The sequence below is a fragment of the Massilia sp. LMS1-1-1.1 genome (assembly GCF_040815535.1).
Classification (GTDB): Bacteria; Pseudomonadota; Gammaproteobacteria; order Burkholderiales; family Burkholderiaceae_D; genus Janthinobacterium; species Janthinobacterium aestuarii.
The window spans coordinates 268,942-293,377 of record NZ_JBFPNG010000023.1 but is presented as its reverse complement, the minus strand read 5'-3'; the positions used below and the strand labels follow the sequence as shown (position 1 = coordinate 293,377).

31 protein-coding genes are annotated in these 24,436 nt (G+C 58.3%); 28 read left to right on the top strand and 3 right to left on the bottom strand.

The genetic code is table 11. The features are described from left to right. Positions 1-24: 24 nt before the first annotated feature. Entirely contained in the window at positions 25-1,290 is a 1,266-nt protein-coding gene (locus MRBLMS1_RS16385) for an efflux RND transporter periplasmic adaptor subunit (protein ID WP_485880423.1), read from the bottom strand. 210 nt (positions 1,291-1,500) lie between these two features. Between MRBLMS1_RS16385 and MRBLMS1_RS16380 the strand changes: the two genes are divergently transcribed. Continuing rightward, positions 1,501-3,066 carry a MutS-related protein gene (locus MRBLMS1_RS16380; RefSeq protein ID WP_485880421.1) on the top strand — a complete coding sequence of 522 codons (1,566 nt, stop codon included), beginning with the start codon at positions 1,501-1,503 and terminating at the stop codon, positions 3,064-3,066. 9 nt (positions 3,067-3,075) lie between these two features. Here the strand turns inward: MRBLMS1_RS16380 and MRBLMS1_RS16375 are convergent, their stop codons facing one another. Beyond that, positions 3,076-5,001, bottom strand: a complete 1,926-nt coding sequence (locus tag MRBLMS1_RS16375; RefSeq protein ID WP_485880419.1) for a phosphoethanolamine transferase — start codon at positions 4,999-5,001, stop codon at positions 3,076-3,078. Between the two features lie 433 nt (positions 5,002-5,434). Here MRBLMS1_RS16375 and rpsL point away from each other — a divergent pair, with 433 nt between their 5' ends. From rpsL to MRBLMS1_RS16345, 6 genes are all read left to right on the top strand, one after another. After that, a complete protein-coding gene (gene rpsL, locus MRBLMS1_RS16370) occupies positions 5,435-5,818 on the top strand; it encodes a 30S ribosomal protein S12 (RefSeq protein WP_010394376.1) in 384 nt (127 codons plus the stop codon). 152 nt (positions 5,819-5,970) lie between these two features. Continuing rightward, positions 5,971-6,441: a 30S ribosomal protein S7 gene (gene rpsG, locus MRBLMS1_RS16365; RefSeq protein WP_010394377.1), complete on the top strand. Its 471-nt coding sequence runs from the start codon at positions 5,971-5,973 to the stop codon at positions 6,439-6,441. Positions 6,442-6,549: 108 nt separating this feature from the next. Next, a complete protein-coding gene (gene fusA, locus MRBLMS1_RS16360; protein WP_034753184.1) occupies positions 6,550-8,655 on the top strand; it encodes an elongation factor G in 2,106 nt (701 codons plus the stop codon). 72 nt (positions 8,656-8,727) lie between these two features. After that, positions 8,728-9,918 (top strand): elongation factor Tu, encoded by a 1,191-nt coding sequence (gene tuf / locus MRBLMS1_RS16355; protein WP_034753125.1) that lies wholly within the window; start codon positions 8,728-8,730, stop codon positions 9,916-9,918. A 178-nt stretch (positions 9,919-10,096) separates the two neighbouring features. Then, entirely contained in the window at positions 10,097-10,414 is a 318-nt protein-coding gene (gene rpsJ, locus MRBLMS1_RS16350) for a 30S ribosomal protein S10 (RefSeq protein WP_010394389.1), read from the top strand. Positions 10,415-10,566: 152 nt separating this feature from the next. Beyond that, a complete protein-coding gene (locus MRBLMS1_RS16345; RefSeq protein WP_485880414.1) occupies positions 10,567-11,412 on the top strand; it encodes a DUF817 domain-containing protein in 846 nt (281 codons plus the stop codon). 19 nt (positions 11,413-11,431) lie between these two features. Here MRBLMS1_RS16345 and MRBLMS1_RS16340 read toward each other — a convergent pair whose 3' ends face one another. Next, the gene (locus tag MRBLMS1_RS16340) at positions 11,432-11,980 is read right to left on the bottom strand and encodes a tetratricopeptide repeat protein (RefSeq protein ID WP_485880412.1); all 549 of its coding nucleotides are present in this window, start codon (positions 11,978-11,980) and stop codon (positions 11,432-11,434) included. Positions 11,981-12,145: 165 nt separating this feature from the next. Here MRBLMS1_RS16340 and creB point away from each other — a divergent pair, with 165 nt between their 5' ends. From creB to rplR, 21 genes are all read left to right on the top strand, one after another. After that, positions 12,146-12,877, top strand: coding sequence for a two-component system response regulator CreB (gene creB / locus MRBLMS1_RS16335; RefSeq protein WP_485880410.1), 732 nt, complete (start codon positions 12,146-12,148; stop codon positions 12,875-12,877). Next, a complete protein-coding gene (gene creC / locus MRBLMS1_RS16330; RefSeq protein WP_456148306.1) occupies positions 12,874-14,298 on the top strand; it encodes a two-component system sensor histidine kinase CreC in 1,425 nt (474 codons plus the stop codon). Before creB ends, creC begins: the two co-directional genes overlap by 4 nt. An 86-nt stretch (positions 14,299-14,384) precedes the next feature. Beyond that, positions 14,385-15,776, top strand: coding sequence for a cell envelope integrity protein CreD (gene creD / locus MRBLMS1_RS16325; protein WP_128141075.1), 1,392 nt, complete (start codon positions 14,385-14,387; stop codon positions 15,774-15,776). Between the two features lie 244 nt (positions 15,777-16,020). Beyond that, positions 16,021-16,209, top strand: coding sequence for a hypothetical protein (locus MRBLMS1_RS16320; RefSeq protein WP_034753196.1), 189 nt, complete (start codon positions 16,021-16,023; stop codon positions 16,207-16,209). A 324-nt stretch (positions 16,210-16,533) separates the two neighbouring features. Further along, positions 16,534-17,190 (top strand): 50S ribosomal protein L3, encoded by a 657-nt coding sequence (rplC, locus tag MRBLMS1_RS16315; protein ID WP_010394393.1) that lies wholly within the window; start codon positions 16,534-16,536, stop codon positions 17,188-17,190. Between the two features lie 3 nt (positions 17,191-17,193). Continuing rightward, positions 17,194-17,814, top strand: coding sequence for a 50S ribosomal protein L4 (gene rplD / locus MRBLMS1_RS16310; RefSeq protein WP_034753197.1), 621 nt, complete (start codon positions 17,194-17,196; stop codon positions 17,812-17,814). Next, positions 17,811-18,128, top strand: a complete 318-nt coding sequence (gene rplW, locus MRBLMS1_RS16305; protein ID WP_010394398.1) for a 50S ribosomal protein L23 — start codon at positions 17,811-17,813, stop codon at positions 18,126-18,128. The genes rplD and rplW overlap by 4 nt, the downstream gene beginning before the upstream one ends. Next, entirely contained in the window at positions 18,128-18,955 is an 828-nt protein-coding gene (gene rplB, locus MRBLMS1_RS16300; protein ID WP_034753198.1) for a 50S ribosomal protein L2, read from the top strand. The genes rplW and rplB overlap by 1 nt, the downstream gene beginning before the upstream one ends. A gap of 10 nt (positions 18,956-18,965) precedes the next feature. Beyond that, the gene (gene rpsS, locus MRBLMS1_RS16295; RefSeq protein WP_008444295.1) at positions 18,966-19,241 is read left to right on the top strand and encodes a 30S ribosomal protein S19; all 276 of its coding nucleotides are present in this window, start codon (positions 18,966-18,968) and stop codon (positions 19,239-19,241) included. Then, positions 19,238-19,570: a 50S ribosomal protein L22 gene (gene rplV, locus MRBLMS1_RS16290; protein WP_170840583.1), complete on the top strand. Its 333-nt coding sequence runs from the start codon at positions 19,238-19,240 to the stop codon at positions 19,568-19,570. Before rpsS ends, rplV begins: the two co-directional genes overlap by 4 nt. A 9-nt stretch (positions 19,571-19,579) precedes the next feature. Then, a complete protein-coding gene (gene rpsC, locus MRBLMS1_RS16285) occupies positions 19,580-20,404 on the top strand; it encodes a 30S ribosomal protein S3 (protein WP_092718261.1) in 825 nt (274 codons plus the stop codon). A 2-nt stretch (positions 20,405-20,406) separates the two neighbouring features. After that, positions 20,407-20,826 carry a 50S ribosomal protein L16 gene (gene rplP / locus MRBLMS1_RS16280; protein WP_038497037.1) on the top strand — a complete coding sequence of 140 codons (420 nt, stop codon included), beginning with the start codon at positions 20,407-20,409 and terminating at the stop codon, positions 20,824-20,826. Positions 20,827-20,838: 12 nt separating this feature from the next. Further along, positions 20,839-21,030 (top strand): 50S ribosomal protein L29, encoded by a 192-nt coding sequence (rpmC, locus tag MRBLMS1_RS16275; protein WP_010394412.1) that lies wholly within the window; start codon positions 20,839-20,841, stop codon positions 21,028-21,030. Further along, the gene (gene rpsQ, locus MRBLMS1_RS16270) at positions 21,027-21,299 is read left to right on the top strand and encodes a 30S ribosomal protein S17 (protein ID WP_010394415.1); all 273 of its coding nucleotides are present in this window, start codon (positions 21,027-21,029) and stop codon (positions 21,297-21,299) included. The genes rpmC and rpsQ overlap by 4 nt, the downstream gene beginning before the upstream one ends. 253 nt (positions 21,300-21,552) lie before the next feature. Further along, positions 21,553-21,921, top strand: coding sequence for a 50S ribosomal protein L14 (rplN, locus tag MRBLMS1_RS16265; protein ID WP_008444317.1), 369 nt, complete (start codon positions 21,553-21,555; stop codon positions 21,919-21,921). Positions 21,922-21,930: 9 nt separating this feature from the next. Continuing rightward, positions 21,931-22,245, top strand: coding sequence for a 50S ribosomal protein L24 (gene rplX, locus MRBLMS1_RS16260; protein ID WP_034753204.1), 315 nt, complete (start codon positions 21,931-21,933; stop codon positions 22,243-22,245). A 6-nt stretch (positions 22,246-22,251) separates the two neighbouring features. Next, positions 22,252-22,791, top strand: a complete 540-nt coding sequence (gene rplE, locus MRBLMS1_RS16255) for a 50S ribosomal protein L5 (RefSeq protein WP_010394421.1) — start codon at positions 22,252-22,254, stop codon at positions 22,789-22,791. 2 nt (positions 22,792-22,793) lie between these two features. Continuing rightward, a complete protein-coding gene (rpsN, locus tag MRBLMS1_RS16250; RefSeq protein WP_010394423.1) occupies positions 22,794-23,099 on the top strand; it encodes a 30S ribosomal protein S14 in 306 nt (101 codons plus the stop codon). A gap of 14 nt (positions 23,100-23,113) precedes the next feature. Continuing rightward, positions 23,114-23,509, top strand: a complete 396-nt coding sequence (rpsH, locus tag MRBLMS1_RS16245) for a 30S ribosomal protein S8 (RefSeq protein ID WP_034753208.1) — start codon at positions 23,114-23,116, stop codon at positions 23,507-23,509. Between the two features lie 10 nt (positions 23,510-23,519). Next, entirely contained in the window at positions 23,520-24,053 is a 534-nt protein-coding gene (gene rplF, locus MRBLMS1_RS16240) for a 50S ribosomal protein L6 (protein WP_034778281.1), read from the top strand. Positions 24,054-24,066: 13 nt separating this feature from the next. Continuing rightward, positions 24,067-24,429, top strand: coding sequence for a 50S ribosomal protein L18 (gene rplR, locus MRBLMS1_RS16235; protein WP_010394431.1), 363 nt, complete (start codon positions 24,067-24,069; stop codon positions 24,427-24,429). Positions 24,430-24,436 lie beyond the last annotated feature (7 nt).

The window sequence follows — 24,436 nt, the reverse complement described above, 5'->3', positions numbered from 1 at the left end:
TCAGGGTATAAGTTGAATGATGTGTCAGTTGAGTGAGACGCGGGCCGCGTTCTCGAAGTTTTCCGTGCCGGCGACGACCACCTTGTCGCCCAGCTTCAAGCCGTCGAGAATTTCCACGGCCGACACGCTGGTCGCGCCCAGCTTGATCGGCGTGCGCATCGCCACGCCATCGCGCACGACGTAGGCGAAACGGCCGCCTTCCGCTTCGACGAAGGAGCCGCGCGCCAGCATCAGCACATTCGGTTTTTCATCGATCAGCAGGCGCGCCGCCACGCGCTGGTTCTGGCGCAGGCCGGCCGGCTGCTCGCCGTCGAAACGCACGCGCGCCAGCACCTGGTTTTTCACCACTTCGGGCGACAGCGCCGACAGCTTGCCGGTCGCCCGGATGGCGCCCGTTTCGATCTCGGCGCGCATGCCCAGGCCGATGTCGGCCACATAGGTTTCCGGCACCTCGAGCTCGACTTCCAGCTGCGACAGGTCGACCAGGGTCATCAAGGCCGTATTGGCTTGCACCACACTGCGGTTGGCCACCGACAGGGTGCCGATGAAACCGTTGACGGGTGCGCGCACGGTCAGCTCGTCGACCCTGCGCTGGGCATTGTCGCGCACCAGGCGCTGGCGTTCCAGTTCGTTGACCCTGGTCTTGAGCGCCAGGCTCACGTCTTCGCTTTCCAGGCCCGCCGCCTGCGAGGCGTGCTTGCTGCGGATATCGGCCGAATTCAAGGCATCCTTGGCCTTCTGGTAATCGATCTTGGCGATGATGCCCACCTGCGCCACGCTTTCATAGCGTTCGAGCGTGCGCTGCGCGGACAGGCGGTCGATCTCGGCCGTGTCGGCTTCGCGCCGCGCCAGCAGTTTCTGCTTCTTGGCCAGGATCTGCTGGCGCGCCACTTCCGCCTCCAGCTGCTGCACGCTCGATTGTTCGCGCTTGAGCGCGTCGGACAGGTCCGGCGACTCCAGCACGGCCAGGATGTCGCCCTTTTTCACCGTGTCGCCCGCCTTCGCTTTCAGCGTGACGGTGGCCACCGTGGTCGAATACAGGGTCGGGCTGATGGCGGCGACGATGCGGCCCGTGACGGCCGCGTCGCGGATCAGGGTGCCGCGCGTGACGTCGGCGATGCGCAGGCGGCTGCTGTTGACGGAATGCTCGCTGTTGCGCCAACCGGCAACGGCAGCGATGGCGGCGCCGATGACGACGACGGCGCCAGCGAGCAGCAGGGCGCGTTGCTTGTGGCGCTGGCCCGGCGTGGCGGACAGTACGGCGTCTTGGGAAGAGGTATCGCGGATCATGGTCATGTCTCGTGAAGGATGACTTTTCTGATGCATGATCCGTGCCAGTTGTTAAGCCTTTGATTTGAATGGGAAAAAAATAGGGGCGTCCGGCTGTCCGCGGTGTCCGCGCTGTCCAGGCGGTGTCCGTGTGCGCAAATCGCACTTGATAAATTGGCAATCGCCTGCATCTGCTGTGGCGTTCCCTTCATTGACTCCTCCACAGGCGCCATGCATCCGTTCCTCCAGCAACTTTTCCCTGCCAGCGTCTTCGCGCCGGCGCTCGATTATCCTTTCGCGCGCAGCGACGTGGCGATGCTGCAGCAACTGACGGGCGAGGCTCCATCGCTCGATCGCCAGACCTGGGACGAGCTGATGCTCGACCAGTATGCGGCGCAGCTGGCGCGCGAGACCAGCATCTTCGGCCAGCAGGAGCTGCACCGGCGCCTGAGCGGTGGCCAGGCCGATCCTGCCTCGATCGCGCGCGTCAAACTGTTGCTGGATGACCCGGCCCAGGTGACCGCCATGGAGCATGCCTGCCTGCCCTTGCGCCAGGCCGATACGGAAGTGAGCGAAACCCTGTTCGGCGCGGCGCTGCCGCCGGCGCCATGGTGGCGCACCTGGCTATGGCTGGTGCCGCTGGCCCTGGTGCTGGCCATCGCCGCCACCTGGCTGGTGGGCTGGCCGGCGCTGTTTGGCGTGCTGGCCGCCTGTGTCGCGTTGATGGCTGTGCAGGTGCGTTTTTACGAAAGTGCCAAAGCGTGGGAGCGCACGCTCGATACCTTGCGCTATCTGCTGAAGACCCGTACCGCGCTGGCGCGGCTCGATGTGCCGGCAGTCTTGCCATTGGCTGCCGGCAGCGCGCAGGCGGCCAGGCTGACGCGCGCCATCGAGCGCTCGCTGCTGCATTACGTGCCCTTCGTCGATACGGTACTGGTCGAATATGGCGACTGGTTGCTGCTGAAAAACGTCAAGCGCTATTTCCGCACGCGCCAGCTGGTGGCGCAGCAGTTGCCTTTCCTGCGCGACAGCTTTAGCCAGGTGGCGCAGCTGGAGGCGGATCTGGCGCTGGCGCGGCAGTTGCGTGCGGCGCCCGTGTTTTGCTGGGCGGGTACCGCAGCGCCGCGCGCGCTGGCTTTGCAGGGCATGCGGCATCCCTTGCTGGAGAACGCCGCGCCGCTGTCGTTCGGCGTGCAGGGCAAGGGCGGTTTCATCTCAGGCCAGAACGGTATCGGCAAGAGCACCTTGCTGCGCTGCATAGGCTTGAACCTGGTCTGCGCGCGGGCCTTTGGCTTCTGTCATGCGGACAGCGCCGATGTGCCGCGCCTGGCCGTGTATGCGAGCATGCAGAACGAGGATTCGCTCGATGGCGGCGAAAGTCTGTATATCGCCGAATTGCGGCGCGCGCGCGAATTGCTGGCATTGGCCGAAGAGGGCGCGCCGGCCCTGTTCCTGATCGACGAGATTTTCCGTGGCACGAATCACCTTGAATCGGTGGCGGCGGCCGCCGCCGTGCTGCACAGCCTGGCGGCGCAGCACCTGGTGATCGTCTCGTCGCACAACCTGGTATTGGGGCCGCTGCTGGAAGACTGTCTGGCGCCGTGGTGCGTGCGCCGCGATGACGGGGGCGCGCTGCTGCTGGCGCCCGGCGTGCTGCAGGCCACGAATGGCATCGCGCTACTGGCGCAGCGCGGTTTTGACGCCGGTATCGCGGACAAGGCGGGGCGCGTGTTCGACTGGCTCAGCACGCACATGGCACAGCCGGCCGATTGCGGCGGCGTGCTGGAACGGGCGTGATGGCTGCCCTTATTTGTCCTGCTTTTCCGGCGTACTCTTGTCGATCACTTCGCGGCAATCGCCGCGGATGATGGCGTTGTCGTAGTTGGTCCAGCCGTAGCTGTCGACGTAGCGCTTGTGCTGCTTGAAGCGGGCGCTGGCGATGCTCCATTCGGGCTGTTCGCCGGCAAAGCGGATGTCGCCCAGGTCGAGCAGGGTATGGAACATGTTTTCCGTCGACAGGCGCGCCTTTTGATGGCGCCGCAGCTGCGTTACCTTGTCCGGATAGTGCTGCTTGAATTGCGGCGAATACCAGACGAAGGCGGGCACGTGGAATTCGAACTGCGTGTTGTGGCCATGGAAGGCCAGGCGGCAGGTGCCGTCGTACAGGGTCTGGCCGTGATCGGCCACATAGACGAGCGAGCTGCGCAGGGCGGTGCGCTGGCCGTCGTCCTTCAGCATGCCGATCACGTTCGACAGGAACCAGTCCGTGTACAGGATGGAGCTGTCGTAGCTGTTGTTCAGCTGCTGCTTGATGGCCGTGTCCGTGTAGACGGGCTTGTCGACGCCGAACAGCGACGGCTGCCACTTGTCGAACGATTTCGGATAGCGCTGGCTGTAGTTCCAGTGGCTGCCCAGGGTGTGCAGCACGATGAGTTTTTTCGGCGCCGGGTCGGCCAGCGCGTTCTTGAACGGATCGAACAGGATCTGGTCGAAGTTCGAACTGTTGGTAAAGCCGCCCAGGTTCAGAAATTGCACCACGTCCGCTTCCTTGGCGAAGACGGACACGGGCGTGTCGAACTGGCCGAACGAAATCTGGTTCGACAGCCAGTAGGTCTTGAAGCCCGCTTCCTTGTAGGCGGTGAGGAAGGATTTTTCCGAGAAGCCATCCTTGAGGCTTTGCGTGGCCGGCTTGCGCGAGATGATCACGGGCACGGACAGGCGCGTGGCGGATACGGCCGTGATGACGTCGGCCAGCGGCACCAGGTTGCTTTCCTGTTTCAGCAGGGGATTGGTGTCGCGTTCGTAGCCGTTCAGGCTCCAGCGGTCGTAGCGCGACGATTCGCCGATCACCATGACCACCACTTCCGGGCTGGTATCGGGCTGTTGCTGGTGCGCGCCAAAACGAAAGCTGCTGCTTTTCTGTCCCAGCTCGGCCAGGTACTTGCGTTCCTTGTAGAAATCGAAGCCGCGCGCGGCCAGGCCGAAGGGCCAGGAATTGCTGACGGTGTCGAAGGCGTAGGGCAGGCGCGCCCAGTGGGGCAGGCTGGGCCAGCCCAGGCCCGTTTCATCGGCGCCGGCGATGCTGGCGTTTTCCGGCTTGCTGCTTTCCTCGTCTTCCTCTTCCGTTTCATCGTCGGCCGAGCTGGCGTCGCCGAAGCCGGAAGCACCCGCTTTGGCGCTGGCCGCCGGCTTGCTGGCCTTGGCGGACGCGGCGGCGCTGTGCACGGTCTTGGCCTCGAAACCGAATTCGTAGCCATACCACCAGAAGCCGCCCAGCAGGATCAGCAGCACGAAGGCGGCCGGGCGCGTCTTGCCGCGCCAGTCGAGGTCGCGCGTGCGCGTGGCCGCATACCAGCTCAGGGCGCACCAGGTGATCACGCCCAGCATGACGGCGCCCATCAGCCATACTTTTTGCCCGAGGAATTCCATCGCTTCCTTGGGGCTGGTTTCGAAGATGATGCCCAGGTGGTGCGTGGAAATGCCCTGGCCATAAAAGATGAACAGGTAGATTTCCGTCGGCAAGGCCAGGAAGGCGGGCACCAGCAACCAGTGGAAGTAGGCGGGGCGCTTGAAGATGCTCCACACGGCCAGCCAGGCCAGCAGCTCGAACGTGAGCATCTGCCACGGATGCTCGAGCGCACGCCCCAGCAGCGCGGGGATGAAGGGCACGGCCGTCAGCGAGGCATACGTCAGGAGCAGGATCAGATTGGCGGGGCGAAGCAAGGAGCGCATAAAGGAGGGCGGGAGGGCAGCGAAAAATGTCCGCTATTATCAATCCTTTTGTTGTCTTGCGGTCACACAAGAATGTGCACGGCAGATGCTTGGCCGCAGGGAAAGAATGCTAAATTATTCATCGTTTACGCATGCTAGCATCCGCGCATCGTTGCCAAAGATTAGTCAAAATGCCACAAACACCTGCCATTTTTGCCTTTTTTTATAGCAAAAAGCGGTAAACCGATTGACCCCCTGTGGCACAAGGTCTAAACTAGCGAGTTCTCGATTTTATTCTGCTCATCGTTTACGCATTACTTGGCATTTCATGGCCGCTCCTAATCGAGTGGCTGCGGGCGCCTCCGGTGCGCAGTAGATGAAAGCGGGACGAGGTTTTAGTCGCCGGGCATCTTGTCCGGGTTATTAATCGTAGTTTTTTGTTGGATTTATAACGATGCCAACCATCAATCAATTGATTCGCAATCCACGCGTCGCTTTGACCGTGAAGAGCAAATCGCCGGCGCTGGAAAACAGCCCGCAAAAACGTGGCGTCTGCACACGTGTTTACACCACGACTCCAAAGAAGCCTAACTCGGCTCTGCGTAAAGTCGCTAAAGTTCGCCTGACCAATGGTTTCGAAGTCATTTCGTACATTGGCGGTGAAGGCCATAACCTGCAAGAGCATAGTGTTGTGCTGTTGCGCGGCGGCCGCGTCAAGGATTTGCCGGGTGTGCGTTACCACATGGTTCGCGGTGCTCTGGATACCCAAGGCGTTAAAGACCGTAAGCAATCGCGTTCGAAGTACGGTACCAAGCGCGCTAAAGCTGGCAAGAAGTAATAAGTTGTACGCAGCAAACCCAAGTTTCGCTCAGTGGCAACTAGCTAAGTGAATGTAGTCGACCGCATCTGGTCGAGTAAGTGGAAGACTATGATGGTCGTCCGCGAGTGTGCGAAGAACGCGCGCTCAACTGAAGATTGAAAGGAATTGATATGCCACGTCGTCGTGAAGTACCCAAGCGCGAAATTTTGCCAGATCCAAAATTCGGCAACACTGATGTCGCTAAATTTGTAAACGTGCTGATGCTGTCCGGTAAGAAATCGGTTGCAGAAAACATCATCTACGGTGCTTTCGAGCACATCGCAGCAAAATCGGGCAAAGATCCGCTCGAAGTTTTTGCTACCGCAATCAACAACGCCAAGCCGCTGGTTGAGGTGAAATCCCGTCGCGTCGGTGGTGCAAACTACCAGGTGCCGGTCGAAGTTCGCCCAGTCCGTCGTATGGCTCTGTCCATGCGTTGGTTGCGTGAAGCTGCTAACAAGCGCAGCGAAAAATCGATGCCACAACGCCTCGGCGGTGAGCTGATGGAAGCGGCTGAAAGCCGCGGCGGCGCGATGAAAAAACGCGACGAAGTCCATCGTATGGCTGAAGCGAACAAAGCGTTCTCGCATTTCCGCTTCTAATATAAAGCCAGCTACCGCAAGGCGGCTGTCAAGCATCTGTTGTTCGAGGCCGGGCTCATTTTTGCAAAAAAATGCTGCTCGGTTTTGTCCATTCATTTAGGATTAATTATGGCCCGCAAGACCCCCATTGAGCGCTATCGTAATATCGGTATCTCCGCTCACATCGATGCAGGTAAGACGACCACGACCGAGCGCGTCCTGTTCTACACAGGCGTGAACCACAAGCTGGGCGAAGTCCATGATGGCGCTGCCACCACCGACTGGATGGCACAAGAGCAAGAGCGCGGTATCACGATTACCTCGGCTGCTGTTACGTGCTTCTGGAAAGGCATGGCAAACAACTTCCCAGCTCACCACATCAACATCATCGACACGCCAGGCCACGTTGACTTCACCATTGAAGTGGAACGTTCGATGCGCGTGTTGGATGGCGCCTGCATGGTTTACTGTGCAGTCGGCGGCGTGCAGCCACAATCGGAAACGGTATGGCGTCAGGCTAACAAGTACAAAGTGCCACGTCTGGCCTTCGTGAACAAGATGGACCGTACCGGCGCCAACTTCTTCAAGGTCTACGATCAGATGCGTTCGCGTCTGAAAGCCAACCCAGTGCCTATTCAGATGCCTATCGGCGCTGAAGACGTCTTCACCGGTGTTATCGATCTGGTCAAGATGAAAGCGGTTATCTGGGACGACGCTTCGCAAGGCATGAAGTTCGAATACGGCGACATTCCTGCACACCTGGCCGCTGATGCTGCCAAGTGGCGCGAAAACATGGTTGAAGCCGCTGCTGAAGCGTCGGAAGACCTGATGAACAAGTACCTGGAAGAAGGCGACCTCTCGGAAGAAGAGATCAAGGCTGCTCTGCGTCAGCGTACCATCGCCAGCGAAATCGTTCCAATGTTGTGCGGTACCGCCTTTAAAAACAAGGGCGTACAAGCCATGTTGGACGCGGTCATCGAGTACCTGCCATCGCCAATCGACATTCCACCTGTACCAGGTCTGGACGAGGACGAGCAGCCAGTCGAGCGCGCAGCTGACGACAATGAGAAATTCTCGGCATTGGCGTTCAAGATCGCAACCGATCCGTTCGTCGGTCAGTTGTGCTTCATCCGTTGCTACTCGGGTACCCTGAATTCGGGCGACTCGGTGTTGAACTCCGTGAAGCAGAAGAAAGAGCGTATCGGCCGTATCGTGCAGATGCAAGCGAACGAACGCGAAGAAATCAAGGAAATGCGCGCTGGCGACATCGCCGCCGTTGTGGGTCTGAAAGACACCACCACCGGCGATACGCTTTGCGACGAAAAAGCCAGCGTCGTTCTGGAACGCATGGTCTTCCCTGAGCCAGTGATTTCGCAGGCAGTCGAGCCAAAAACCAAGGCCGACCAGGAAAAAATGGGCCTGGCGCTGAACCGCCTGGCTGCAGAAGATCCATCGTTCCGCGTGCGTACCGATGAAGAATCGGGCCAGACCATCATCGCCGGTATGGGCGAGTTGCATCTGGACATCATCGTTGACCGCATGAAGCGCGAATTCAACGTTGAAGCGACCGTCGGCAAGCCACAAGTGGCTTACCGCGAAACGATCCGTAAAGTGTGCGAAGAGTCGGAAGGCAAATTCGTCAAGCAATCGGGTGGTCGTGGTCAATACGGTCACGTGGTTCTGAAGATCGAACCGCAAGAACCGGGCAAGGGCTTCGAATTCGTTGACGCGATCAAGGGCGGTACCGTTCCTCGCGAATACATCCCTGCAGTTGAAAAAGGTGTGCGCGACACGCTGACTTCGGGCGTGATGGCTGGTTACCCAGTCGTTGACGTGAAAGTCACGCTGTTCTTCGGTTCGTACCATGATGTTGACTCGAACGAAAATGCATTCCGCATGGCCGCTTCGATGGCATTCAAAGATGGCTGCCGCAAAGCATCGCCAGTCATCCTGGAGCCGATGATGGCCGTGGAAGTGGAAACGCCGGAAGACTACGCCGGTACCGTGATGGGCGATCTGTCGTCGCGTCGCGGTATGGTGCAAGGTATGGATGAAATTGCTGGCGGTGGCGGCAAGATCATCAAGGCCGAAGTACCTCTGTCGGAAATGTTCGGTTACGCCACGTCGTTGCGTTCGTCGACCCAAGGTCGTGCGACTTACACGATGGAATTCAAGCACTATGCTGAAGCACCTAAGCATGTGACTGAAGCAATCGTAAGCTCGAAAGCTAAGTAATAGAAGTTCCGGGCCGGCTTTCACGAGAATGCCGGTCCCTACATTTAAATCATTGTTCTAAGGAAGAATAAAATGGCAAAAGGTAAATTCGAACGGACCAAGCCGCACGTCAACGTCGGCACCATCGGCCACGTCGACCACGGTAAAACCACGCTGACCGCTGCAATCGCAACGGTTCTGTCGAAGAAATTCGGCGGCGAAGCTAAAGCATACGACCAGATCGATGCAGCACCAGAAGAAAAAGCGCGCGGTATCACGATTAACACCGCCCACGTCGAGTACGAAACGGAAACGCGTCACTACGCGCACGTTGACTGCCCAGGCCACGCCGATTACATCAAAAACATGATTACCGGTGCAGCCCAGATGGACGGCGCGATCCTGGTGTGCTCCGCAGCTGACGGCCCAATGCCACAGACCCGCGAACACATCCTGCTGGCCCGCCAAGTTGGCGTTCCATACATCATCGTGTTCCTGAACAAGTGCGACCTGGTCGACGACGCAGAGCTGCTGGAACTGGTTGAAATGGAAGTGCGCGAGCTGTTGTCGAAGTACGAATTCCCAGGCGACGACCTGCCTATCATCAAAGGTTCGGCACGTATGGCGCTGGAAGGCAAAGAAGGCGAAATGGGCGTTGACGCAGTGCTGCGTCTGGCCGATGCGCTGGATGCTTACATCCCAACGCCAGAGCGCGCTGTTGACGGTGCATTCCTGATGCCAGTAGAAGACGTGTTCTCGATCTCGGGTCGCGGTACCGTTGTGACCGGTCGTATCGAGCGCGGCATTGTTAAAGTCGGCGAAGAGATCGAAATCGTCGGTATCACCGATACCGTCAAAACGACTTGCACCGGCGTGGAAATGTTCCGCAAGCTGCTGGACCAAGGTCAAGCTGGCGACAACGTTGGTCTGCTGCTGCGCGGCACCAAGCGTGAAGACGTGCAACGTGGTCAAGTTCTGGCCAAGCCAGGCTCGATCAAGCCGCATGCCCACTTCACCGGCGAGATCTATGTTTTGTCGAAAGACGAAGGCGGCCGTCATACGCCATTCTTCAACAACTATCGTCCACAGTTCTACTTCCGCACGACGGACGTAACCGGTTCGATCGAGTTGCCAGCAGACAAAGAAATGGTTATGCCAGGCGATAACGTGTCGATCACCGTCAAGCTGATCAACCCGATCGCGATGGAAGAAGGTCTGCGCTTCGCTATCCGCGAAGGCGGCCGTACCGTCGGCGCTGGTGTTGTTGCAAAAATCCTGGCTTAATTCTTAAGCCTGCATAAAAGAAGACGCGTCGTCGCCCGGCGCCCTTCTTTTTATTCAACTGCCGGGGTTGGCAAGCATTTTGGTGCTATCATGTCGACCCTGACGGTTGTTGCGTCAGAATTCCCGTATGACCTCATTGCCGTGCAAACCGCGCGGTTCGTTCTTTTAAGGAAATATCATGTCGGCACCAAACCAAAAAATCCGTATCCGCCTGAAGGCTTTCGATTACAAACTGATCGACCAGTCCGCTCTGGAAATCGTTGAAACCGCGAAGCGCACCGGCGCTGTCGTCAAAGGCCCAGTACCACTGCCTACCCGTATTCAACGTTTCGATGTGCTGCGTTCCCCGCACGTCAACAAAACTTCGCGCGATCAGTTCGAGATCCGTACGCACCAACGCCTGATGGACATCGTTGACCCAACGGACAAAACCGTTGACGCGCTGATGAAGCTGGACCTGCCAGCTGGTGTTGATGTCGAAATCAAACTGCAATAATCGTTTTTAAAAGGCCGGCGGGTATCCCGCTGCCTGATGATGGGGCCGGGCCTGCTCACGATCGTGAGTGCGCCCGGCCCCATTGCTATTGGTGCCCGCGCACCTCTGCAAAATCGCTTTACAGTGCCGCGGCTGGCCGATAAAGTCGCTGCATGCTTAACGCCCTCGATACCCATCTGTTAAATGCCACTCCCCGTCAGCGCCTGCGCGGCTGGCCGCGCTTCCTGACCGAATTTTTGTATTTCGGTATCAAGGAGGCGAGGTCGTGCCTGTTCGTGGGGCTGTTTTTTGCTGCCGTCTTCCTGGTGCCGCGCGCCGGCCTGTTCGGCCTGCCGCGCTATGACGTGCTGTTGCTGGTAGCGCTGGCGATCCAGGGCGCGATGGTCTGGAGCGGGCTCGAGACGTGGGATGAATTGAAAGCCATTTGCCTGTTTCATGCGGTCGGCTTCGCGCTGGAGGTGTTCAAGGTGTCGGGGACCATCCAGTCGTGGAGCTATCCCGACTTCGCCTACACCAAGGTGTTCGGCGTGCCCCTGTTTTCCGGCTTCATGTATGCGGCTGTCGGCAGCTACATCATCCAGACCTGGCGCCTGCTCGACATGCGGATCCGCCACCATCCACCGTACTGGATGGCGGTGCTGATCGCGCTGCTGATCTACGCCAACTTCTTTACTCACCACTACATCGGCGACTATCGCTGGTATCTGGCCGCTTGTGCGCTGGGCCTGTATGCGCGCACCACCGTGGTCTTCCGCCCGCTCGACCGCGACCGCAGCATGCCCTTGCTGCTGGGTTTCGTGCTGGTCGGCTTCTTCATCTGGCTGGCCGAAAACATCAGCACCTTCTGGGGCGTGTGGCGCTATCCGAACCAGCTTGGCGCCTGGTCGGCGGTGCACGTCAGCAAATGGAGTTCATGGTCGCTGCTGGTGGTCATGACCTTCACCATCGTTGCACACCTCAAGCACATCAAGGCCAGCATCCACGTCGCCCAGCCTTAGGCCGGGCCCCGGGAGTTGCTTATTGCAGGCTGGCCGCCACCACGTCGAAGCGCGCCCCCAGCGCCGCTTGCGGGCCGCCTTGCAGTTGCTTCGCGTATTGGCGCAGCACTTCCGCCGAATAGGTGCGCGAGGCGGGCGACAGCTTCGGCAGCAACGGCAGCACGCGTTCCAGATAGCCCGTGCCTTCCTGCCACTTGCCTTGCGCGGCCAGGGCCGACGCCAGCTCCACCATGCGGCGTCCGACGCGCGCATCGCTGCGCGGCTGCGCCGCTTCTTCCGTGGCCAGGGCTTGGCGGTACAGTTGCTCCGCTTCGGCATTCTTGCCCTGCAAGCGCTTGATGCGGCCCAGGTTGTACTGGCGCTGTGAGAGGATGTCCGCGCTGGCGCCAGCCTGCTCGGCGCTGCGCAGTGCCTGTACACACGCCAGTTCCGCTTCGCCAAACTGGCCTTTGAGTTCGGCCGCGTTGCAGGCGTCCTGCTGTTCATTGGAGGTGGTGAGTGTCGCTGGCGCCGCGCAGGCGACCAGCAGGCTGACAGCGCATAGCAGGCTGATGGTATGGGTCTTCATAGTCTCCTCGGACGGGTGTCAAACACAGTGTATCGGTGGAGTCATGCCGTAATAAATATACTCTAAGTTTTTTGGGGTGGGTGGCTTTTCGCCAGCCCGCACAATTGACGCCGCTTGCGTGCTTCAGGGATACTCCGGGCTTGTCCATTAATGCGTGCCGCCGCCATGTCCAAGACTGTCCTGATCGTGGAAGATGAACAGGCGATTGCCGACAGCATCGCCTATGCCTTGCGCACGGACGGCTTTACGCCGCGCCATGTGATGTTGGGCGAGCACGCCCTGGCCGCACTGCGCCCCATGCCCGGGGAAGCCGCGCAGATGCCCGTGCTCGTGGTACTCGACGTGGGCTTGCCCGACATGAGCGGCCTGGAGGTGTGCCGCCGCCTGCGCCAGTTTTCCGACGTGCCGGTGATTTTCCTGACGGCCCGCAGCGACGAGATCGACCGCATCGTGGGCCTGGAAATCGGCGCCGACGATTACGTCACCAAACCGTTTTCGCCGCGCGAATTGGTGGCGCGCATCCGCGTCATCCTGCGCCGCGCGGGTGTCGCTCAGGTGCCGCGCGAGACTGGCATGACGATAGCCGCGCCTGCCGCCGCGACCGCGCCGGCGCGCTTCGAGTTGCGCGCGCTCGAAGCGCGGGTGCTGTTCCACGGCCAGCCGCTGGACCTGACCCGCTATGAATACCTGTTGCTGAAAACCCTGCTCGAGCATCCGGGCCACGTGCTGTCGCGCGCCCAGCTGATGGAGCGCGTGTGGAGCGGGGCGTCCGACACGCTCGAGCGCACCGTCGACGCGCACGTCAAATCGCTGCGCGCCAAGCTGCGTGCCGTCGATGCGCAGGTCGACCCCATCCACACCCACCGTGGCCTCGGCTACAGCCTGGCCGGCGCATGAAGATCGGCCTGCGCATCCTGCTCGGCTACTTCCTGATCGTCGGGCTGGCCGCGTGGTTTTTGCTCAATGTTTTCATGGAACAGGTCAAGCCGGGCGTGCGCTCGACCCTGGAAGACACCCTGGTCGATACCTCGCAACTGCTGGCCAACCTGGTGGCGCCCGACGTGAAGGCGGGCACGCTGGCGCAGTCGCCCGTGGCCGAACGCATGCAGGATTACGCGCGCCATGGCGTGGACGTCAATATCAATGGCGTGCGCAAGCGCACGCTCGATTACCGCATCTATATTACGGACCGGCACGGCATCGTGCTGTTCGATTCCAGCGGACGCGACGTGGGGCGCGACTATTCGCGCTGGAATGACGTCTACCTGACCTTGCAGGGCAAGTATGGCGCGCGCAGCACGCGCAGCCAGCCGGACGACGAGATGTCGACGGTGATGCACGTGGCCGCGCCGATTCGCGACGGCAATGAGGTAATCGGCGTGCTGACGGTGGCCAAGCCGAACGCCAGCGTGCAAGCGTTTGTCGAGCGCAGCCAGCGCAAGATCCTGCAGCGCGGCGCCGTACTGTTGCTGCTGTCGCTGCTGATCGGCCTGGCGTTCGCCTGGTGGCTGCACCATGCGCTGGGCAAGCTGATGGACTATATTGGCGACGTGGAAGCGGGGCGCAAGGTGGCGCTGCCGGCGCTGGGAACGAACGAGATCGGCACCTTGGGCAGGGCGCTGGAGGCAATGCGCACGCGCCTGGAAGGCAAGGAATATGTGGAGCAGCTGATGCATACCCTGGCGCATGAATTGAAAAGCCCGATCGCGGCCATCCAGGCCTCGGCCGAACTGCTGCAGGAAGACATGCCGCCGGCCGAGCGCCGCCAGTTCCTCGCCAGTATCCTGGAACAGAATGCGCGCCAGCGGCAGCTGATCGACAAGCTGCTGGCCCTCGTGCGCGTGGAAAAGCAGCAGCGCCTCGATCATCCCGAGCGCATCGCGCTGGGACCCTTGCTGGCGCAAGTGGCGCAGGATGGCGCGGCCACTTTGGCGGCGCGCGGCGTGCGCGTGCAGCTGCAACACGACGAGGCGAGCGTGGCAGGGGACGCCCTGCTGCTGCGCCAGGCGCTGGGCAACCTGCTCGACAACGCAGCCGGCTTTGCGCCGCCGGGCAGCTGCATCGACCTGACGGCGCAGCGCCACGGCAGCCAGGTGGAAATTGCCGTGCGCGACCGGGGCGAGGGGATTCCCGCGTATGCGCTCGAGCGCGTCTTCGAGCGCTTTTATTCGCTGCCGCGCCCGAGCGCCGGCAAGAGCACGGGCCTGGGCCTGCCCTTCGTGCGCGAAGTGGCCTCGCTGCATGGCGGCACGGTCGAAGTGCTCAATCACGCGGAGGGCGGCGCCTGCGCGCGCCTGTGCCTGCCGCTGCTGGCTTAGCGCACTTTATTTGTCGGCTTCACACAGACTGCATCGTCAGCGCATACAGCTCTTTTACACTGGCCGCCTTACTTCAAGGATGCGCCATGCAAAAAACTCTGTTAGTCAAAGCGTTGATCGTGTTCGGCCTGATGCTGCTGATCGGCCTGCCTTTGCTGATGATTCAGGAAACGATCAAGGAACGGATGGAATTCCGCCAGGAAGCCGTCAACAGCATCGCCGCCGATTCGGTGCGCGAACAAACCATCATCGGCCCCATTCTGGTGATTCCCTACACGGAGCAGTACGAAGAGCGCGTGGAAGTGGCCAAGGGCGATGACAAGGAAGCGAAATCGCCGGTGCGCACGGAGTTGCTGCGCCGCCTGGTGCAGCGCCGCCTGATTGTTTATCCGAACGATCTGCAGATCAACGGCAACATCGAGACGGACCGCCGTTACCGCGGCATCCACCAGGTGCTGGTGTACAGCGGCCAGCACGCGTTCAAGGGCGACTTCACGGTGCCGGCCAGCAGCCAGCTGCCGCGCAAAACGCCGGACTCGCGCGTGACCCTCGGTGCGCCATTCGTCGCCCTGTCCATCGAGGACGTGCGCGGCATCCGCAATATTCCGAAAATCGACTGGGGCGGCCAGAAGATCGAGTTCGAGCAGGGCACCGACCTGTTTGCCTTCCGCAGCGGCCTGCATGCGCCGCTGGGCGCCATGCCGCTGGCGGCGCCGCAGCAGGTGCGCTTCAGCTTTGACCTGGGCCTCGATGGCATCGAACGCCAGCATTTCGTGCCGGTGGCAAAAAACAGCCAGATTAGCATCAAGTCGAACTGGCCCCATCCGCAGTTTGGCGGGCGCTTCCTGCCGTCGCCGAAGAATCGCCAGATCGACGCCCAGGGTTTCAACGTGGCGTGGAATATCTCGTCGCTGGCCACCAATGCGCAAACGCAGCTGAGCACCATCGAAGGGGAATTCAAGGTGCCCGACAGTGCGCCGCTGGGGCAGATCGACCGCTTCAGCGTGGGCTTCATCGAACCCGTGAACGTGTATTCGCAATCGGACCGGGCCACCAAATATGGCTTGCTGTTCGTGGCGCTGACCTTTGCCGCCTTCTTCATCTTTGAAATCCTGAAGAGTCTGCCAATCCATCCGGTCCAGTATCTGCTGGTGGGCCTGTCGCTGGTGATCTTCTTCCTGCTGCTGGTGGGTCTGGCCGAGCACATCGCCTTCCTGTCCGCCTACCTGATCGCCAGCGCCGCCTGTATCGTGCTGACCAGCTTTTACCTGGTGCACGTGCTGCATAACGCCTGGCGCGGCATCGGCTTCGGCGTGGCGCTGACCATGCTGTATGGCGCGCTGTATGGCTTGCTCAGTTCGGAAAACAATGCGCTGGTGATGGGCAGCATCCTGCTGTTCGCCGTGCTGGCAGTCATCATGGTGGCGACGCGCAAGGTGGACTGGTATCAGATTGGCAAAGGAGCGCCGCAGGAATAGGGGCGGCCCGGGCGCCATGCGCCGTAACGCTTGCAGCCAGCCCGGACGGTGATCTGTCCGGGCTGGCTTTTTATTGGATGCGGAAAAGTGTGGCAGCATTAATTGGTAGTTGGTTGGTATTGTTTACGGTATTCTATTGGCATTGCTTTTTAAGTAATGGCGGGTGCCGCGGCAACTGCCCGGGGCGGTGCGAGGATGGCGTGTCGTCCTGGTTGTTCTTCCATCTGATAAACGGAGATGAAATATGATCAAGAAGTCGATGGCTTTCCTGTTTGCGCTGGGCTTGAGCGCCTCGTATGCGTTTGCCGCTGGCGATGTCACGCAGTGCTATAGCGAGTGCGGGCAAAAAGTGGCCAATTGCCGCGCGCACCTCGGCGGCAGCCCCATCTGCGAAGATCTGTACCAGCATTGCCTGATCAACTGCCAGCAATAAGCTTTTTCGGGCGTCGCGCCCGGGAGGGCAGGGCAGGGCGCGCAAGCCATTGCGCGCCCTGTGTGTTTCTGCCATTGCCCGCCAGGGCGCATGGCGCCGTGCTTTGCGCCTCTCAAGTTGGCTCGCGGCGGCATTTTTCCGGCGCGCCGACAACTCCCGCAGGGGCGTCGCACAACACTTTGACATACCTCGTGTTAACTTGTTGCGTCAAGGGTTTTTGTGCTATATACTAGCCGGCTTCGGTATGGATTCGTCTTTTTTGAGTCCTACGTTACTTTGTAGTTAAACAAGCCCCGCCCAATCGCAGGTGGGAATGGAGAAAAAATGAGCCTAGGCCTTCTCGGTCGCAAGGTTGGTATGATGCGCATTTTCACGGATGAAGGGGATTCGATTCCTGTCACCGTGTTGGACGTATCGAACAACCGTGTTGCGCAAATCAAAACCCCTGAAACAGATGGTTACTCCGCTGTTCAGGTCGCATTCGGTCAACGTCGCGCTTCCCGCGTGACCAAAGCTGTTGCTGGTCATCACGCTAAAGCTGGTGTTGAAGCCGGTACTCTGTTGAAAGAGTTCCGTGTCGACGCTGCCAAAGCCGCTGAACTGAAAGCTGGCGATGTTGTCGCTGCTTCCCTGTTCGAAGTCGGTCAAAAGATCGACGTGCAAGGCGTTACCATCGGTAAAGGCTATGCAGGCGTTATCAAACGTTACCACTTCGCTTCTGGCCGTGCAACGCACGGTAACTCGCGTTCGCATAACGTTCCAGGTTCCATCGGTATGGCACAAGATCCAGGTCGCGTTTTTCCTGGTAAGCGCATGACCGGTCATCTGGGTGACGTTAACCGTACGATCCAGAACCTCGTGATCGCCCGTATCGATGCCGACCGTCAGCTGTTGCTGGTCAAAGGCGCGATTCCAGGTGCGAAAAATGGCCAGGTAGTTGTCTCGCCAGCCATCAAAACCAAAGCCAAGAAGGGAGCTTAAACGATGGAACTCAAGCTTCTGAATGCGCAAGGTCAAGCCGCCTCGAACGTTGCTGCAGCCGATACGATTTTCGGCCGTGACTACAATGAAGCGCTGATCCACCAAGTCGTCATCGCTTATCAAGCGAATGCACGTAGTGGTAACCGCAAGCAAAAAGACCGTGAAGAAGTTCACCACACGACGAAAAAGCCATGGCGCCAAAAAGGTACCGGCCGCGCTCGTGCTGGTATGTCGTCGTCGCCACTGTGGCGCGGCGGTGGTCGGATTTTCCCGAACTCGCCTGACGAAAACTTCACCCACAAAGTGAACAAAAAAATGTATCGCGCAGGTATCTGCTCGATCCTGTCGCAGCTGGCTCGCGAAGAGCGCCTGATCGTCATCGACGATCTGACGATCGACGCGCCAAAAACCAAGCTGCTGTCGCAAAAATTGAACGGCCTGGGCTTTGATTCGGTTCTGATCATCACCGACGTTCTGAACGAAAACCTGGAACTGGCATCGCGCAACCTGCCTAACGTACTCGTCGTTGAGCCACGTCACGCAGACCCGATGTCCCTGGTGTTCTACAAGAAGATCCTGGTCACCAAAGCTGCATTGGCCAAGATTGAGGAGATGCTGGCATGAGCGCGATTTTGAAACATAGCGAAGAACGCTTGATGAAGGTGCTGTTGGCGCCCGTGATTTCCGAAAAGGCCACCATGGTCGCGGAAAAGAACGAGCAAATTGTATTCCGCGTACTGCCGGATGCAACCAAGCCTGAAATCAAGGCAGCGGTCGAACTGCTGTTCAAGGTTGAAGTTCTGTCCGTGCAAACTGCAAACCGCGAAGGTAAGCAAAAGCGCACCGGCAAGTTCAACGGTCGTCGTAACCATACCAAGCGTGCTTTCGTGTGCCTGAAGCCTGGCCAGGAAATCAACTTCTCCGAGGAGGCTGCATAATGGCACTCGTTAAGATGAAACCAACCTCGCCAGGCCGTCGCGGCATGGTGAAGGTGGTGAATGCCGACCTGTACAAGGGTCGTCCATTCGCTGCTCTGGTTGAAAAGAAATCCAAGACCGCTGGTCGTAACAACAACGGTCACATCACCACCCGTCATATCGGTGGTGGTCATAAGCAACACTACCGCTTGATCGACTTCAAGCGCACCAAAGATGGTATTCCAGCGAAAGTGGAACGTATCGAATACGATCCAAACCGCACCGCGAATATCGCTCTGCTGTGCTACGCCGACGGCGAACGTCACTACATCATCGCAACCAAAGGCATGGCCGTTGGCGACAGCGTGATGAACGGTTCGGAAGCACCGATCAAATCGGGTAACTGCTTGCCAATCCGTAACATCCCAGTCGGTACCGTGATGCATTGCGTTGAAATGCTGCCAGGTAAAGGTGCCCAAATGGCCCGTACCGCCGGCGCTGGCGTTGTGCTGATGGCTCGTGAAGGTACCTACGCTCAAGTGCGTCTGCGCTCGGGTGAAGTACGTCGCGTGCACATCGAGTGCCGTGCAACGGTTGGTGAAGTCGGCAATGCCGAGCACAGCCTGCGTAAAATCGGTAAAGCTGGTGCGATGCGCTGGCGCGGTGTTCGTCCTACCGTTCGCGGTGTGGTCATGAACCCGGTCGATCACCCGCACGGTGGTGGTGAAGGTAAAACAGCAGCTGGTCGTCATCCAGTTTCGCCTTGGGGCCAACAGACTAAGGGTAAGAAGACACGCAGCAACAAGCGTACTACTTCCATGATCGTCTCGCGCCGCGGCAAGAAATAAGGGGTAGCACATGACACGTTCATTGAAAAAAGGGCCGTTCTGTGACGCCCACCTGGTGAAAAAAGTTGAAGCCGCGCAAGCAGCCAAAGACAAAAAGCCAATCAAAACCTGGTCGCGTCGTTCGACAATCATGCCTGACTTCATCGGCCTGACGATCGCGGTTCATAACGGCAAGCTGCACGTGCCGGTTTATGTTTCCGAAAACATGGTTGGTCACAAGCTCGGCGAATTCGCACTGACCCGTACGTTCAAGGGCCATGCAGCTGACAAAAAGGCTAAGAAATAATGGAAACTAAAGCTATCCTCAAAGGTGTGCGCCTGTCGGACCAAAAGGGCCGCCTGGTTGCTGACCTGATCCGTGGCAAGAAAGTTGACGCTGCACTCAACATCTTGCAATTCAGCCCGAAAAAAGGTGCTGCGATCATCAAACGCGTTCTGGAATCGGCAATCGCCAATGCGGAACACAATGATGGCGCGGACATCGACGAATTGTTCGTGAAAACGATCTACGTCGAAAAGGGCCCGGTCCTGAAGCGCTTCACCGCGCGTGCAAAAGGCCGTGGCGACCGTATTTCGAAACAATCCTGTCACGTTTACGTGACTGTCGGTAACTAAGGAGCCACGATGGGTCAGAAAATTCATCCAACCGGTTTCCGTCTGGCGGTCACCCGTAACTGGGCTTCGCGCTGGTATGCAGGCAACGGTAATTTCGCTGCCATGCTGAACGAAGACTTGAAAGCACGTGCTTACCTGAAAAAGAAACTGAAGAACGCATCCGTTGGCCGCATCGTTATCGAGCGCCCAGCCAAGAACGCGCGCTTCACGATCTACAGCTCGCGCCCAGGCGTGGTCATTGGTAAAAAAGGCGAAGACATCGAAGTACTGAAGTCCGCTTTGACCAAGATCATGGGCGTGCCTGTTCACGTGAACATCGAAGAAATTCGCAAGCCGGAAATCGACTCGCAACTGATCGCCGATTCGATCTCGCAGCAGCTGGAAAAACGGATCATGTTCCGCCGCGCCATGAAGCGTGCAATGCAAAATGCAATGCGCCTGGGTGCACTCGGTATCAAGATCATGTCGTCCGGCCGTCTGAACGGTATCGAAATCGCACGTAAAGAATGGTACCGCGAAGGCCGCGTGCCTCTGCATACCCTGCGCGCAGATATCGACTACGGTACCAGCGAAGCGTCGACCACCTACGGCATCATCGGTGTCAAGGTGTGGGTATACAAAGGTGACCGCGCGCCTAACGGCGATGCACCAGTCATCGATACCCCAGCTGACGAGAAGAAAAGCCGCGGCCCACGCCGTGACGATGGCAAGCCAGCTGGCCGTCCACGTCCAGCCGGTGCCGGTGCGAAACCATCCACAGCACCAGGTGCACGTGTGCGTACCGCCGCTAAACCGGCCGCCGCAGCAGCACCAGCTGAGAAAGCAGGAGAATAATCATGCTGCAACCAGCACGCAGAAAGTATCGTAAAGAGCAGAAAGGCCGTAACACCGGTATTTCGCACAGCCGCGGCACCGCCGTGTCGTTTGGCGAATTCGGTCTGAAGGCAGTTGCGCGCGGTCGTATCACTGCGCGTCAAATTGAAGCGGCGCGTCGTGCAATGACGCGTCACATCAAGCGCGGTGGCCGTATCTGGATCCGTATTTTCCCGGACAAACCGATTTCGAACAAACCGGCTGAAGTCCGTATGGGTAACGGTAAAGGTAATCCTGAGTACTACGTCGCTGAAATTCAGCCAGGCAAAGTACTGTACGAAATGGATGGCGTTGATGAAGCGCTGGCACGGGAAGCATTCCGTCTTGCCGCCGCTAAACTGCCACTGGCTACGACGTTTGTCGTGCGCCAAGTCGGCCAATAATTGGAGTTGTATATGAAAGCATCTGAACTCCGCGGCAAGGACCAGCCAGCTCTGCAAAAAGAGCTGAATGACCTGTTGAAGGCACAGTTCGGCCTGCGCATGCAAATCGCTACGCAGCAGCTGAGCAACACTTCGCAGCTCAAGAAGGTACGCCGCGATATCGCGCGTGTGAAGACGGTAATGAATCTGAAGGAAGCCAAATGAACGAACCAGTGAAACAGTCGCTCAAGCGCACGCTGATCGGTAAAGTGGTTTCGGACAAGATGGACAAGACCGTTACCGTTCTGATCGAGCGCCACGTAAAACATCCTTTGTATGGCAAGATCATCATGCGCTCGAACAAGTATCACGCGCATGACGAGACCAACCAAGTCAAGGCCGGTGACACGGTCGAGATCCAGGAAGGTCGCCCGATCTCCAAAACGAAGGCATGGACGGTGACACGTGTGGTTCAAGCCGCACCAACCGTTTAAATAAAAACCACCGTTTCGGCGGTGGGTTTTAATTAGTACTTGCAGGCCCGCAAATTGTATGTAATACTTGCGGGCTTCGTTCATGTAACGCCGCAAAGTGTCTGGCCACAGACAGTAGCATTCGCGGTCAGTTGATGTATGAAGGTCATGCACCCAAACAGTGAAGCCCAGCAGGGCGGCTCTGGCGGGACCAAGACTGACCGTGGGTCTACATTGTGTGGATTCTTCGGCTTAAGTTGGGAAAGAGAATACTATGATTCAAACTGAAAGCCGGCTCGAAGTGGCTGACAATACCGGTGCCAAAGAAGTAATGTGCATCAAGGTATTGGGCGGCTCCAAGCGCCGTTATGCTGGCATTGGCGATGTGATCAAGGTAACCGTTAAGGTTGCTGCGCCACGTGGCCGTGTCAAAAAAGGTGAAATTTATAACGCCGTGGTTGTGCGCACCGCTAAAGGTGTTCGCCGCCAAGACGGTTCCCTGGTGAAGTTCGACGGCAACGCCGCCGTTCTGTTGAACGCCAAGCTGGAACCGATCGGTACCCGTATTTTTGGACCTGTCACACGCGAACTGCGTACTGAGAAGTTCATGAAAATCGTGTCCCTGGCACCGGAAGTCCTGTAAGGAGTCGTAATGGATAAGATTCGTAAAAACGACGAAGTCATCGTTCTGACCGGGAAAGACAAGGGCAAACGTGGTGTGGTACAGCAGCGTATCGATGCTGAACATATCGTGGTTGACGGCATTAACATCGCTAAAAAAGCGACTAAGCCAAACCCGATGACTGGCGTAACTGGTGGTATCGTCGATAAGACCATGCCAATTCACGTGTCCAACGTTGCATTGTTTAATGCAGCGACTGGCAAGGCAGATCGCGTGGGTTTCAAAGAAGTGGACGGCAAGAAAGTTCGCATCTTTAAATCCTCCGGCGAAGTAGTGAAGGCTTAAGAAATCATGGCACGTCTCCAAGAATTCTATAAAGAAAAAGTCGTTGCCGACCTGACCAGCAAGTTTGGTTACAAGTCGGTAATGGAAGTTCCACGCCTGACCAAGATCACCCTGAACATGGGTGTTGGTGAGGCTATCGCGGATAAAAAAGTTCTCGAGCACGCAGTTGCTGACTTGACCAAGATCGCCGGCCAGAAGCCAGTGACCACCAAGTCCCGCAAAGCGATCGCAGGCTTCAAAATCCGTGAAGGTTACCCGATCGGTACGATGGTCACCCTGCGCGGCGCTCGCATGTACGAGTTCCTGGATCGCTTCATTACCGTGGCTCTGCCGCGCGTACGCGATTTCCGTGGTGTGAACGGCCGTGCATTTGATGGTCGTGGCAACTACAACATCGGTGTCAAGGAACAGATCATTTTCCCTGAAATCGAATACGACAAGATTGACGCGTTGCGCGGTATGAATATCAGCATCACGACAACCGCTAAGACCGATGACGAAGCCAAAGCTTTGCTCGCCGCCTTTAAATTCCCTTTCAGGAACTGATCATGGCCAAACTGTCACTGATTAATCGTGAGATCAAGCGTGCTGACCTGGTGGCGAAATTCGCCCCTAAGCGCGAAGCTCTCAAGGCCATCGTCGATGACCAATCGAAATCGGAAGAAGAGCGCTACGAAGCTCGCCTGAAACTGCAGGCGCTGCCACGTAACTCGAACCCGACGCGTCAACGTAACCGTTGCGCCATCACTGGTCGTCCGCGCGGCACATTCCGTAAATTCGGTCTGGGTCGTATCAAGCTCCGTGAATTCGCCATGCGTGGTGAAATTCCGGGTATGACAAAAGCAAGCTGGTAATAGGAGAATATGCAATGAGTATGAGCGATCCTATCGCCGATATGCTGACCCGCATTCGCAATGCACAAGGCGTGCAAAAGACGACCGTGGCCATGCCATCGTCGAAAGTCAAAATTGCGATTGCCAGCGTCCTGAAGGACGAGGGTTACATTGAAGATTTCGCTGTTGCCGAAGCTGGTGGCAAAGCGGAACTGAAAATCGGTTTGAAGTATTATGTTGGCCGTCCCGTCATTGAGCGCTTGGAGCGCGTGTCCCGTCCGGGTCTGCGCGTCTACAAGGGTAAAGACGAGATCCCTGTTGTGATGAATGGCTTGGGTGTGGCGATCGTGTCGACTCCGCAAGGCGTCATGACTGACCGCAAAGCACGCGCTACCGGTGTCGGCGGCGAAGTTATTTGCTACGTGGCTTAAGGAGTTACACATGTCTCGAGTAGCTAAAATGCCTATCGTAGTGCCAGCTGGCGCCGAAGTCGCCATCTCCGCACAAGCGATCACCGTAAAAGGCCCGCTGGGCGTACTTTCCCAGGCCCTCACCGGCCAGGTCAAAGTGGAAAACAATGCAGGAACCCTGAGTTTCGACGTGGCGAACGACAGCCGCGAAGCCAATGCCATGTCCGGCACGCTGCGCGCACTGGTCAACAACATGGTTGTTGGCGTCACCAAGGGTTTCGAGAAAAAGCTGAACCTGGTAGGCGTGGGTTACAAGGCGCAAGCTCAAGGCGACAAGTTGAATCTGTCCCTGGGTTTCTCGCACCCTGTAGTGCATGACATGCCAGCTGGCGTTACCTGCGCAACACCAACCCCGACCGAGATCCTGATTAAAGGTATCGACCGTCAACAGGTTGGCCAGGTAGCCGCTGAAGTTCGTGCTTACCGCGCTCCTGAGCCTTATAAAGGCAAGGGCGTTCGCTATGCGGACGAAGTGGTTAAGCTTAAAGAAACCAAGAAGAAGTAATTAGGGGCTGACGATGGATAAGAAAGAATCACGGCTTCGCCGCGGACGCCAAACCCGCATCAAGATTGCGGAATTGAAAGTAAATCGCTTGTCGGTGCATCGCACCAACCTGCACATTTACGCCAACCTGATCAGCCCGGACGCTAAAGTCCTGGTTTCGGCCTCGACGGCTGAAGCGGAAGTTCGCGCTGAACTGGCAGGCCAATCCGGCAAAGGCGGCAATGCCGCTGCTGCAGCCTTGATCGGCAAGCGCGTCGCTGAAAAAGCGTTGAAAGCAGGGATTACCGAAGTTGCGTTTGACCGCTCCGGTTTCCGTTACCACGGCCGTGTGAAAGCGTTGGCAGAAGCCGCACGCGAAGCCGGTCTGAAGTTCTAAGGATCAA